Consider the following 11,994-nt stretch of genomic DNA (forward strand, 5'->3'; position numbering starts at 1 on the left):
GGCACCGACACCGCGCGGCGGCGCGACGTGCGCGCGCTGTCGGTGCCCGGTGCCACACTGGCCGGGTGACCACTACGACCACCTACATCGCCTTCCTGCGCGCCGTGAACGTGGGCGGCCGGACGGTGCGGATGGAGCGGCTGCGCGCGCTCTTCGCCGAGCTGGGCCTGGAGCGCGTCGGCTCCTACATCCAGAGCGGCAATGTGTTCTTCACCGCCGAGGCCACCGACGCGGCGGCCCGGGCCGCGCTGACCGGGCGGATCGAACAGCACCTGGCCGAACAGCTGGGCTTCCCGGTGCCGGTGCTGCTGCGCACGGTGGACGAGGTCCAGGCGGTGCTGGACGCCGAGCCGTTCGCGGAGGTCGAGGTGACGCCGGAGGTCCGGCTCACGCTGAACTTCCTCTCCGAGCCGCTGCCTGCGGACTTCCCGCTCCCCTACACCTCGCCGAAGGGCGACTACGAGGTGCTCGGCGCCGATCCCGGCACCGCGTTCGTCGTGGTGCACCTGAAGGACGGGAAGTGGGTCACCAGCGGCAATCTCTTCGGGAAGTCCTACCGGGGGGCGGTGACCTCGCGGTTCCTGCACACCACGGTCAAGATCGTGGCGGCCGCGCGGAAGACCTGATCCGCACCGCCGGACGGCCGGAGCGGGGATCGGCGGACCCGGGACCGGCGGACCGGCGGCCCGGGGAATCTGGACAGGTCGGCGGGGGGAGTCGAGAATCGGTCCATGATGTCGCGTGAGAACCGGACACAGGTGGTCCGGCCGTCCGAGGCCGAGCGGGAGCGGGCCCTCGACGCGTTGCGGGAGGGCGCCGGGAACGGCCGGCTGTCGCACGACACTTTTCTGGGCCGGCTGGACCTCGTCCTCCGTGCGAGCAGCCACGCCGAACTGAAGGCCGTGATGGCCGACCTGCCGGCCGGGAACCCGGTCGGACGGTTCCTGCTGCGCACGGTGGGCCGGGTCTCCGCCTTCGGCGTGCGCCTGGGCGGGGCCTGGCGGGCCGAGCGGCTGCCCGGGCTGAGCCTCCCCCACGCCGGGGGCGGGCAGTTGACGATCGGCCGGTTCCCCGGGTCGGGGCTGCGGCTGAACGACGCCTCGGTCTCGCGGCACCACGCCGAGCTGCGCCGGGAGGGCGACGGCTGGGTGCTGTACGACCTGGGCTCGACCAACGGCACCCATGTGAACGGGTACCGGATCGTCGGCGGCATCCGGGTCCGCCCCGGCGACCAGGTGCGCTTCGGCAATCTGGAGTTCCGCCTCGCCACCGGCTGACCTCCCGCCACCCTCGGCCCGGGGCGGTCGCGAGGGTGGCCATGCGGGCGGTCGCGCGGGGCGGTCACGCGGGGCGGTCGCGCGGAGCCCGGGGGCAGCCGGGTTCCGGAGCGTCAGTGGGGGAACTGCCGCGGCGGCCGCTGGACGGGCAGCGAGTCCTGGAACTCGCTGATGACGGTGGCGACCTGGCGCATCAGGACCGTCCGTTCGAGCCGGTCGAGGTAGCGGTGCTCGGCGACCAGCGCCTCCACGGTGACCCCGAAGTAGAGCGTCATCAGCGGATTCACGAAGAGCTTGCCGCCCTTGGTGCGGTCGGTGAACCGGACGTCGCCGAACAGGCCGCGCAGCGCGGCCGCCACCGAGCCCTGGACGATGCTCGGGTGCTCGGGGAACGCCGCCCGGGCGTGCTCCACCGCGTCCAGGTAGAGCGTCCCCTCCCGGCTGTCGCGCGGGACGGAGAAGGCGCCCAGGTAGCCGCCGGCCCGGTCGATCGCGGCGAGGTTCTCCAGGACCAGGGAGTGGTTGACCCCGTGGTGGGCGTCGATGCCGAAACCGAGGCAGGCGACCAGCCGTTCGGGGACTCCGGTGAGCCCGGCGACGGCGGCGAGGCTGGTCATGTCCTCCTCCGGCGTGCCGAGGCCCACCTCGTCGCCGCGCATCAGGATGTCGGTGCCGCCGTCGACCAGCAGGACGGCGTCGATGCCGAGATGGTCGACGAGGGACCGGTAGGCGGCGCGCAGCGGTCGCACTCCGGTCCTGGGGAACGCCCAGACCTGGTCGGGCATGCCCTGCAGCCGGAGCCAGCGGGCGAGCGTCCGCTCGGGGAAGTAGCCCTCCGGGGCCGGGGTGTCCGGCGTGATCAGGGCCAGGTCCGGCTCCTGCCAGACCTCGGCGGGCAGGGCGTGGAGCTCGCTGAAGGAGAGGTTGGCGAGGTGCACCTCCTTGCCCGCGGCCCGCAGGGCGAGGGCGAGCGGCAGGCCCGCGTAGACGTCGAATCCGCCGCCGGCGCCGGCGATCAGGATGCGGTCGGCGGCGAGCAGACGGGTGATCAGCGGGGGCTGGAGGAGCGAGGTCACCGGGGGACGGTAGCACCGGACCGCACGCCCCGGCCGTTGTCGGAGGCGGGTGCTTGGATACGGGTATGGACCAGGAGACCGTACAGAGCACCCTTGCCGACGAGGTACTGCGGGACGCCGAGGAGCGGGCCCGCGAGCTGATCCGGTGCGGCTTCCAGGAGCCGGACGAGATAGCCGAGTCCCTGGTCGAGGTCCTCGACGACCAGGGACTGACGATGGAGGAGGCGGAGCGGATCGTCGCTCCGCTGTGGCGGGCGCGGTTGGAGGAGCAGGCCTCCTGGCCGGGGACGACCGACGTCGACCGACTGGAGGCCGCCTTCGACGCCCTGGAGGAGCTGGGCATCGTCGCCGCGATGGACTTCACCTGCTGTGCGAGTTGCGGTTACGCCGAGATCGGGGGCGAGGCCGAGGAGGACTCGCGGGGCTTCGTGTTCTTCCATCAGCAGGACACCGAACGGGCCGCCGACGGCGGTGCGTTGATGCTGCGGTACGGCGGGTTCCAGGTGGACGGCGAGTCGACGGAGGCCGCCGTGCGGCGGACGGCCGAGGTCGGGCGCGCGGTGGTGACTGCGCTGACGGCGGCCGGACTGCCCTCGGAGTGGGACGGTGCGCCGGAGACGGCGATCACGGTCGCGCCGATCACCTGGCTCAACCGCCTGCCTGAGTAGTAGCGGCGCTCCGCGGCACTCTGCGGCGGGGCCGGCCGGTCGGGGTCGCCCGGGGCCGACCGGCGGTCAGCGGACGACGTGGAGTTCGGCGGTGTGCTCGCGCGCATTGGCATGACGCAGCGTGATCTTCGCGGAGCCGACACCGGTCTCGATGTCCTCGGTGAGGGTCTTGGTCTCCTCTCCGAGCTTGACCTCGGCCGTGGTGTCGGTGATCCGGCCCACGGTGAGGGTGACGGTCCTGTCGCCGCCGAAGACCTCGACGGTGTGGGTGCTGTCGGCCTTCTCGGTGTGGACGGCGACATCGCAGCTGTTGTCGTCGAGGCAGAGCGAGACACCGCCCTTGCAGGCGGCGAGGCCGGTACCGAGCAGTAGCACGGCGCCCGCCGCAAGGGCGGCCGAGCGGACGGCCGGCCTCCGGCGGCGGCCGGTGGCAGGGCCCTCGGACCGGCGAGCGGGCAGGTCGGTGGAACGGAGTCCGGGGCGGTGCTCCGGGGGCGGGTTCGCGGGTGCACTCGTCATGGCTCCGACGGTAGGCGGGCGCCGCCGGTCGGCCATCAGCCGTCGGCGGTACCCGGCCCCTGGCCCTCCCCCGAGCCTCCGGACCGCCGCCACCCGGAGGCCGTGCGGGGTGAATCCCCTAGGGGACAGCGGGAGTTGCCGGTCAGGACGGGTTCGGGGGGCAAGGGGTCAGGGCGAGGGCTCCGGGCGGAGCGAGGCCTCGACGCCGGCCACGACGATCGCCAGACCGCGCTCGAAGCGCCGCTCGAAGTCCCCGAAGAGCTCCCGGCTCGCGGCCGCGGCGAGCGCGTGCCCGGGGTCGATGGCGGCGGCCCGCCGGTCCGGGTCGTAGTCGGGGGCCCGCTCCCCCGGCACCGGCTGGACGGCCTGCTCCTCGATCACGAACCCGATGGTGAACGCGTACGCGGTGGTGAAGGCCAGGACGGCGTCGGCGAGTTCGAACCCGGCCCGGCGGAACGCGCCGAGCAGGGCCTCCTGCCCCTCGGAGTGCCCGTAGTCGGTGAGCCGGGTGCCGCTGAAGACCTTGGCGCCGTCCCGGTAGCCGAGCAGCGCCGTACGCAGGGTCCGGCATGTGGTGGTGATCGCCTCCTGCCAGCCCTCCGGGACGGCGACCGGCCCGGCGTACATCCGGCGGAGCATCTCGGTGGCCATCTCGTCCAGCAGGGCCTGCTTGTTGGCGAAGTGCCAGTACAGCGCGGGCGCCTTGACGTCCAGCTCGGCGGCGATCCGGCGCAGGGTGAGCCCGTCCAGCCCGGTTTCGTCGAGCAGGCGCAGGGCGGCGTCGACCACCTGGGCGCGGTCCAGCTTCGGCGGCATGTCGCGCCCTTCCTTCCGTGATGGCCGACCGCCTTCGCGATGGTGGGGCCGCCCGGTACGACCGTACGGCATTGACAACTTAACAACGTTAAGCCCATGCTTTCGAACGTCAGCTACTTAACAACGTTAAGGAGAGTTCGTGATGACGCACGCCCCGACCCGGACCGAGGTCCTTGTCGTCGGCGCCGGCCCGACCGGCCTGACCCTCGCCTGCGACCTCGCCCGGCGCGGAGTCCCCGCGCTGCTGGTCGAGCAGGCCGGGGCGCTGTTCCCCGGCTCGCGCGGCAAGGGACTCCAGCCCCGGACCCAGGAGGTCTTCGAGGACCTCGGCCTGCTCACCGCCGTCCATGCCGCCGGTCGGCCCTACCCCCGGATGCTGAGCTGGGAGGACGGCGAGCCGCAGGGCGAGTGGGACCTCGTCGGGGGCCCCGGGCCGGTCGCCCCGGACCCGACCGTGCCGTTCCCCTCGGTCTGGATGCTCCCGCAGTGGCGCACCCAGGAGCTGCTGCACGAGCGGCTGCGCGAACTCGGCGGCGAGGTCGTCCTCGGCACCGCGCTGAGCGGCCTCGACCAGTACCCGGACCGGGTCGAGGCCCGGCTGACCGGCCCCGACGGCACCGAGCTGACCGTCTCCGCCCGCTACCTGGTCGCCGCCGACGGCGGCCGCTCCACCGTCCGCCGGGCGGTGGGCATCCCGATGGCGGGCGAGCAGGTCGACCCGCGCCCGGCCCTGGTCGCCGATCTGGAGATCGACGGCCTGGACCGCGGGAACTGGCACGTGTGGCCGAAGGCGCCCGGCGGCCCGCTCCTGCTCTGCCCGCTGCCGAGCACCACCGCGTTCCAACTGTTCGCCCAGTTCGGCGCGGAGGGCGGCGCGGAGGCCGGGGCGGAGGGCGGAGCGGGGAACGACGCGGAGCCCGACACCTCGCCGGAGGGCGTGCGACGGACCGTCGCGGCCCGCACCCACCTGCCGGAGTCGGCGCTCGGCCGGGTGCACTGGGCCTCCGGCTTCCGGCCGCGCACGGCGCTCGCCGAGCGGTTCCGGGAGGGCCGGGTGTTCCTGGCCGGCGACGCCGCGCACATGCACTCCCCGGCCGGCGGCCAGGGCCTCAACACCAGCATCCAGGACGCCTACAACCTGGGCTGGAAGCTGGGCCAGGTGCTGCGGCACGGCGCCGACGAGGCCCTGCTGGACAGCTACGAGGAGGAACGGCTGCCGATCGCCGCCGACGTGCTGGAGATCTCCACCCGGCTGCACCGCGCGGGCGGGGTCCGGGCCGGCGGACTGCGGCGCGGCCCGCGCACCGAACAGCTCGGACTCGGTTACGAGGACGGTCCGTTGACCGTCGAGGCACGCCCCGGCCTGGCCGAGGACGCGCTGCGGGCCGGGGAGCGGGCCCCGGACGCACCGCTGGACGGCGCGGCGAACGCCACGGCGGACAGCGGACCGGCCGGCGGCACAGCCAGCGGTGCGGCCAGCGGCACAGCGGACAGCGGACCGGCCGGCGGCACCGGGTCGGCGCGGCGGCTCTTCGAGCTGTTCCGCGGCCCGCACGTCACCGTGCTCGCGGTCGGCCGCGACCTGCCCGAGCTGCCCGCCGGGGTGCACGGGCACCGGGTCGACGGCGGCGTCACCGAGCGGGTGTACGGACCTGGCCTGTTCGTCGTCCGGCCGGACGGCTACCTGGGCCTGGCCACCCACGACCCGGCCGACCTGCCGGGCTACCTGGACCGCCTCGGTCTGCGCTGAACCCACCGGGCACGGCGGCCGGACGACTGCCGCGCGGCGATCGGGCGGTGGCATACGCCCCCGGCACCTGCCACGCGCGTAGACCGAAGCGCCGCAAAAGCCCCGGGTCTCACTCCCCGGCCGCGTCCCAGGCCTCGGGCGGGCCCCACAGCGGCGCCGTGCACCGCTGGTAGGTGGCCTGCCAGTGCGGCCAGTGCCGGGCCACGAGGTCGTCGCAGTCGGCGAGCAGCCGTTCGACCAGTGCCGGCTCGACACCGTCCAGCAGCCAGGCGAGCGCGTCCGGCGTGCCCGGGCCGTCGGCGGAGTGCATCACGTCGAGCAGCTCGGGCAGGCTGCCCACCCGCGAGTTCTCCGTGAAGACCAGCTCCATCCGCGGCAGCAGCTGGCGCTCCTCGACCCGCAGATGGGTCTCCAGCCGGGCGGCGAGGTCCTCGATCGCGTAGGCCACCGGCCAGACCGAACCGGTGTCCCGGCTGGCGATCCGGACCAGGGTGGTGACCCGGGTGAACGAGTGGTCGAGGTTGTGGTGGTCCGACTCCAGCCAGTTCAGCAGCAGCCGCAGCTCGGGCGCGAACCGGCGGACGATCGGCCAGATCCGGGTGTCCTGCTGCTCGTGGTGGCAGGACAGCACGGCGGTGACGAAGGTCCAGTGGCGCAGCAGCGCGGCGCCCTTCTCGTCCTCGCCGGGCTGGAGCAGCCGGAGGGCGTTGGGCAGCCTGGCGAGGTCGCGACGGAGTGCGGAGTGCACCAGCCGCAGGCCGGCGAAGCGGAAGGCCTGCGGCTCCTCGTCGGCGGTGCGGTCGTGCACGGGGCCGCCCTGGGTGGGCACGGCCGGGGACACCGGGGACGCTACGGGCAGCAGGTGGCTGGGCATGGCACTCTCTTCACGTCTCGGGCAGGGCTGGCACGACCTGGCGGAAGTGGTGGGCTGGCACTCCCACCAGGGTGATGAGAGGACATCAGAGGCGAATCAATGTCCGATTGACGTGCAGCTCAGCGGCGGTTCGACCCGTTCCGGGGGGCGCGACGGCGAACGCGGCGCAACATTCCGCCGCGACCGTCGCACGGCGGCGCGGAAAGCTGCGGGAAACCGCAGGAAACCACCGGAATCCGGGTGCCGAACGACGGATGCCGGTGCCGGTGCCGGTGCCGGGAACGGCGGAGCGGACCGTCCGATGCGATCGGCCGGTCCGCTCCACTTCACTCCGCTCCTGCCCCGGGCCCCTCAGTCGCTCTGCGGCCCCGCGAGGTTCTTGGTGAGCCACTGCAGGGTGTCCGGGATCATCTTCTTGAAGTCGGTGGTCAGGTGCTTCCCGCCGGGCTGCTCGTAGTACTCGACGGTGAGCGGCGCCGCGGCCTTCGCGACCCACGCCTTGACCAGCTTCATCTCGTACGCGTTGGCGCCGCCGGCGGTGGCCAGGATCCTGACGTCGGCCTTGCCCTGGGCGACCAGGAGGTCGGGGCTGTTGGCCTGGCGGTCGTTCTCGTAGCCCTTCCAGAGCGGCGAGTCGGGGTTGAAGTAGCCGTCGATCGGGACGGCGGCCTTGAACTTGTCCGGGTGCTGCAGGGCCAGCTTCGCGCTGCAGAACGCGCCGGTGGAGGCGCCCATCAGGCCCCAGCCGTCGCGGCCCTTCACGGTGCGGAAGTTGGCGCGCACGAAGTCGGGGATGTCCTCGGCCATCCAGGTGCCGATCTTGGGCTGGCCCGGGATGTCGGCGCACTCCAGGGCCTTGGCCTCGTTGGAGTCGAGGTTCTGCACCGGCATGATCATGATGAAGGGGTGGGCCTTGCCCTGCTTGGCGAGGTCGGCGTCGACCTCCTGGATCGGCAACTGGTTGTCGGTCCAGGTGTTGTAGCCGGCGCTCTGGCCGCCCGCGTACAGGGTGAGCACCGGGAAGCCGGTCTTCGCGTACTTCGGGTCGTTGTACTCCGGGGGGAGCCAGACCCAGACCTTGCCGGACACCCCGGACTTGGGACCGGCCAGGGTGGTCATCATGATCTGGCCCGCGGCCGTGTCCCTGGCCTTGCCGAACGCGGCCTGCGGGCCGGTGGGCATCAGCACCTTGCCGGACCCGGCGGCCGGGACGGGCGTCGCGGCGGCCGAGGTCGAACCGGCCGTCGGGGAGCCCGGGGCGGAGGAGCCCGGCGCGGACGAGGCGGCCGACGCGGAGGAACCCGGCGCGGACGAGGCGGCCGACGCGGAGGAGGAGCCGGTGGCCGTCGCCGCACCCTTGCCGGCGCCGGCCTTCGCCGAATCCCCCTTGTTCCCGCCGTCCGTACTGCCGCAGGCCGCGAGCGCGGCGGCCAGGGTGAAGGCGGTGGCACCGGTCAGCACGGCGCGGAAACGGAAGGACTGCGGCTGCACGGTGAGAACTCTCCGACCGGTGTCGCGCCCGCTCCGCGGAGCCGGGCGATGGCCCCCGGGTGGGGCCGGACAGGCCCGGGGCGCGACTGTCTGCGGGACCCCCGGGAGGCTGATCGCCGCCCTGCGCGGCGGCGTGCCGTCCTGCGATCTTATGACGTGGCCCGCCCCGGGCCGGTTGCGCGTCGGCCTGCACCGATCCAATGTTTGTTCCCGATCGAGTAAAGCCTCCGCCGGGTCCTGCCGACCGGCGGGGTGGTACCCCCGCCGGTCGGCGGGGATCCGCCGGACCGCGACCGGAGCCCTCCCCCGGGACCGCACCGGGCACCGTCGCGGGCGCGTCCATCGCCCGCCGCCGGAACCGCCCGAACGAGCGAGCGGCCACCGCGCCGTCCGGGCCTTGGACACTCGTACCAGTGACGCCGGGGCGGGGATCGGGAACGATCGGGCCAGCCGCCGCGAGCCGAGGAGTCCGCCATGCTGGAACAGATCGCCGTTGTCACCGGAGCCGGGAGCGGCGTCGGCCGGGCCGTCGCGCGGGAGCTGGCCGCCGGGGGCTGGCAGCTGGTGCTCGCCGGACGGCGCGCGCAGCCGCTGCGCGAGACCGCCCGGCCGATCGCCACGGAGGCCCTGGTGGCACCGACCGACGTCACCGATCCGGAGGCCGTGGACGCGCTGTTCGCGGCGGCGGTCGAGCGCTTCGGGCGGGTGGACCTGCTGTTCAACAACGCCGGGACCTTCGGCGCCCCGGCCGCGGTGGACGAGTTGGACGTCGCCGAGTGGCGGGCCGTGGTGGACCTCAACCTGACCGGCGCGTTCCTGTGCGCCCGGGCGGCGTTCCGGCAGATGCGGGCGCAGCGTCCGCAGGGCGGCCGGATCATCAACAACGGTTCGATCTCCGCGCATGTGCCGCGCCCGCAGTCGGTCGCCTACACCGCGACCAAGCACGCCGTGACCGGGCTGACCAAGTCGCTGTCGCTGGACGGCCGCCCGTACCGGATCGCCTGCGGGCAGATCGACATCGGCAACGCCGCCACCGACATGACGGCCGCGATGAGCCTGGGCGTCCGGCAGGCGGACGGGCGGATCGCGGTGGAGCCGACCATGGACGTCGCCGATGTGGCCCGCACCGTACGGCACATGGCGGAACTGCCGCTGGAGGCCAATGTGCAGTTCGCCACCGTGATGGCGACCACCATGCCGTACGTCGGCCGCGGCTGATCCGCCGCCCGGGCGCCGCCACCTGGGCCGGCACCGGGGCCGGCAATCGGACCCCCGGCGCCCACTACTCGTCGTGGGAGTGCCGGTAGCGGCGCCCGCCGTCCTCGTCGACCAGCAGGTGGACGCTGGTGGTGGGCCAGTACTCGCCCGCCTCGGCGGCGGGCAGTTCGGTCCGCAGCGCCATCCGCAGCGAGGGCGGCGGGGCGGCGGCGTGGACGCGCTTGCGGTGGCCGTCCCAGCGGCCGCCCCGGAGTTCGAGGTCGAGGACGACGGGGGTGGTGCTCATTCCGCGATGCTGCCGGAGTTCACCCGCCGAAGCGGGTTTGCGGCCGCCGGTCCACTCGCAGGGGGGATGCCCGTCGCACCGGGCTGACGGGCATCCCCCACGCGCGCCGACACCGCCTACGGACGCCAGGTGTCGTTCAGCACCACCTTGCCCGAGGCGGGCACCGTCGCGGTCCGGTTGGCCCCGGACTCCCAGGTGACCGCGCCCGAGGCGTCCTTGCGCACGTACTTGTACGCGAAGGACGTCCCGGCGGGCAGCGTCACGTCGAGCTTCCACAGCGGGTAGGCGGCCGAGGAGAGCGGCAGCGCGGCGGCCGGGTTCCAGGCGCCGAGGGCCGCGTTGTCGCCGACCAGGTAGACGTTCTGCCCCCAGCTGGTGGCCGCGTCGACGGTGAAGGACGCCCCGCCGGTCACCGCGGTGCCGCCGCCGGGCGCCCCGACGTGCAGCGCGACCGCGTCGCCGGCGCCGACGGTGGCGGTGAACCGGCCGTCCGTGCCGACGGTGTAGGACGGGCCGGTGCACCCGCCGGCCACCGGGTCGCCGTGCTGGACGTCGCAGTACGAGCCGGCCGGCAGCGAGGTCTGGAAGGTCCGGGCGATCGCGCCGCTCTCCCGGTTGATCGCCACGAAGCCCTTGCCGCCCCGGCCGAAGGCGATCGCGTTGCTGCCGTCGGACCACCAGTCGGTGAGTCCGGTGCCGGCCACCGCGTTGCGGAAGCCGACCATGTTGGCCACCTGCCGCCAGGCGTGGGTGCAGTTCCAGCCGTCCTGGTAGCAGGCGTTGACGGTGCCGCCGTTCGGCGGGCCGTCGTCGTGGCCGCTGAAGGCGTAGCCGGAGTAGACGTTGGGCGAGCCGTACGGGTGGGCCAGCACGAAGATGTTGGCCAGGGTGTAGGCGGAGCCGTCCCGGTAGGTCAGCGTGGAGCCGTTGCGCTCGGTGTCCCAGTTGTCGACGAAGGTGCGGGCCTTGTCGGTGGGCAGCAGGCCGCCGCCCCAGCCGGACAGGTCGGCGAGCCGGCCGCCCTGGAAGGCGCTCTTCAGCCAGGTGCCGGAGCGGAACTCGTCGACGTCGCCGGTGCCGGTGTACTCGGAGGGCTGGATCGGCTCGCCTGCGCCGTGGATGACCTCCTGCACCCAGTAGGCCTGCGGGTTGGCCGTCCGCGCCTTGATGGCGGCGAGGTCGGCGGCGGCGATGTGCTTGGCGGCGTCGATCCGGTAGCCGTCGACGCCCAGCGAGCCCAGGTCGTTCAGGTAGGCCGCGATCGTCCGCTGGACGTAGGCGCTGCCGGTGTCCAGGTCGGAGAGGTTGACCAGCTCGCAGTTCTGCACGTCGGAGCGGTCGTTGTAGTTGCCGATCGCCCGTCGGCAGGAGTGGAAGTCCTGGTCCTGGTAGTACCCGGGGTAGGTGTACTTGCTGTACGCGGTGCCGCCGGTGCCGGTGCCGGAACCCGCCGACATGTGGTTGATCACCGAGTCGGCGATCACCTTGACGCCGGCGGAGTGGCAGGTGTCGATCATGTTCTTGAAGGCCGTCCGGTCGCCGAGGCGCCCGGCTATCCGGTAGCTCACCGGCTGGTAGGAGGTCCACCACTGGCTGCCCTGGATGTGCTCCTGGGGCGGCGAGACCTCGACGAAGCCGTAGCCCTTCGGGCCGAGGGTGTCGGTGCAGGCCCTGGCGACCGAGTCGAAGCGCCATTCGAAGAGGGTGGCCGTGACGTCCTTGCCGCCGCCGGGCGGGGCGGCCTGTGCGGCGGGGGCGCCGAGGGCGGCGGTGAGCGAGAGGGCGAGGGCCGCCGAGGCGCCGAGCGCGCCGGCCGCGCGGAGGGGCCCGGCACTGCGGACCGGCCTGGCGCTGCGGACGGGCCCGGTTCCGCGGGCAGGCCCGGTTCTGCGGACGGGCCCGGTTCCGCGGGCAGGCCGACGGGCGGGAACGGTGGTGACCACGTTGTCTCCTGTGGGGGTGGCTGGGGTGGGGCAGCCGGGGTACCGCTGATGAAAGCTTGCTGAAACTTTCAGGAAA

12 protein-coding genes are annotated in these 11,994 nt (G+C 73.6%); 5 read left to right on the plus strand and 7 right to left on the minus strand.

Going from position 1 to position 11,994, the window contains the following annotated elements; translation table 11 throughout:
* Positions 1-65: 65 nt before the first annotated feature.
* Positions 66-626, plus strand: coding sequence for a DUF1697 domain-containing protein (locus tag OG715_RS13770; protein ID WP_266268992.1), 561 nt, complete (start codon positions 66-68; stop codon positions 624-626).
* 105 nt (positions 627-731) lie between these two features.
* On the plus strand, positions 732-1,277 hold the full coding sequence (locus OG715_RS13775; RefSeq protein ID WP_266268993.1) for a DUF1707 and FHA domain-containing protein: 546 nt from the start codon (positions 732-734) through the stop codon (positions 1,275-1,277).
* 113 nt (positions 1,278-1,390) lie between these two features.
* Here the strand turns inward: OG715_RS13775 and OG715_RS13780 are convergent, their stop codons facing one another.
* Positions 1,391-2,353: a DUF1152 domain-containing protein gene (locus OG715_RS13780; protein ID WP_266268994.1), complete on the minus strand. Its 963-nt coding sequence runs from the start codon at positions 2,351-2,353 to the stop codon at positions 1,391-1,393.
* A 65-nt stretch (positions 2,354-2,418) separates the two neighbouring features.
* On the opposite strand from OG715_RS13780, the gene OG715_RS13785 reads away from it, so the two are divergent.
* A complete protein-coding gene (locus OG715_RS13785; protein WP_266268995.1) occupies positions 2,419-3,021 on the plus strand; it encodes a DUF6891 domain-containing protein in 603 nt (200 codons plus the stop codon).
* Between the two features lie 66 nt (positions 3,022-3,087).
* On the opposite strand, the gene OG715_RS13790 is transcribed toward OG715_RS13785, so the two are convergent.
* Positions 3,088-3,540, minus strand: coding sequence for a hypothetical protein (locus tag OG715_RS13790; RefSeq protein WP_266268996.1), 453 nt, complete (start codon positions 3,538-3,540; stop codon positions 3,088-3,090).
* 168 nt (positions 3,541-3,708) lie between these two features.
* A complete protein-coding gene (locus OG715_RS13795; protein WP_266268997.1) occupies positions 3,709-4,356 on the minus strand; it encodes a TetR/AcrR family transcriptional regulator C-terminal domain-containing protein in 648 nt (215 codons plus the stop codon).
* A 142-nt stretch (positions 4,357-4,498) separates the two neighbouring features.
* Here OG715_RS13795 and OG715_RS13800 point away from each other — a divergent pair, with 142 nt between their 5' ends.
* A complete protein-coding gene (locus OG715_RS13800; RefSeq protein WP_266268998.1) occupies positions 4,499-6,106 on the plus strand; it encodes an FAD-dependent monooxygenase in 1,608 nt (535 codons plus the stop codon).
* Between the two features lie 109 nt (positions 6,107-6,215).
* Here the strand turns inward: OG715_RS13800 and OG715_RS13805 are convergent, their stop codons facing one another.
* The gene (locus tag OG715_RS13805; RefSeq protein WP_093862281.1) at positions 6,216-6,980 is read right to left on the minus strand and encodes a hemerythrin domain-containing protein; all 765 of its coding nucleotides are present in this window, start codon (positions 6,978-6,980) and stop codon (positions 6,216-6,218) included.
* A 351-nt stretch (positions 6,981-7,331) separates the two neighbouring features.
* A complete protein-coding gene (locus OG715_RS13810; protein ID WP_266269000.1) occupies positions 7,332-8,471 on the minus strand; it encodes an alpha/beta hydrolase in 1,140 nt (379 codons plus the stop codon).
* Positions 8,472-8,945: 474 nt separating this feature from the next.
* Here OG715_RS13810 and OG715_RS13815 point away from each other — a divergent pair, with 474 nt between their 5' ends.
* Positions 8,946-9,689 (plus strand): SDR family oxidoreductase, encoded by a 744-nt coding sequence (locus OG715_RS13815; protein ID WP_266269001.1) that lies wholly within the window; start codon positions 8,946-8,948, stop codon positions 9,687-9,689.
* Between the two features lie 64 nt (positions 9,690-9,753).
* On the opposite strand, the gene OG715_RS13820 is transcribed toward OG715_RS13815, so the two are convergent.
* Both OG715_RS13820 and OG715_RS13825 read right to left on the minus strand, forming a co-directional pair.
* Positions 9,754-9,975: a hypothetical protein gene (locus OG715_RS13820; protein WP_266269002.1), complete on the minus strand. Its 222-nt coding sequence runs from the start codon at positions 9,973-9,975 to the stop codon at positions 9,754-9,756.
* Between the two features lie 116 nt (positions 9,976-10,091).
* Positions 10,092-11,918 (minus strand): carbohydrate-binding module family 20 domain-containing protein, encoded by a 1,827-nt coding sequence (locus OG715_RS13825; RefSeq protein WP_266269003.1) that lies wholly within the window; start codon positions 11,916-11,918, stop codon positions 10,092-10,094.
* Positions 11,919-11,994 lie beyond the last annotated feature (76 nt).

The organism is Kitasatospora purpeofusca, assembly GCF_036010405.1.
Classification (GTDB): domain Bacteria; phylum Actinomycetota; class Actinomycetes; order Streptomycetales; family Streptomycetaceae; genus Kitasatospora; species Kitasatospora purpeofusca.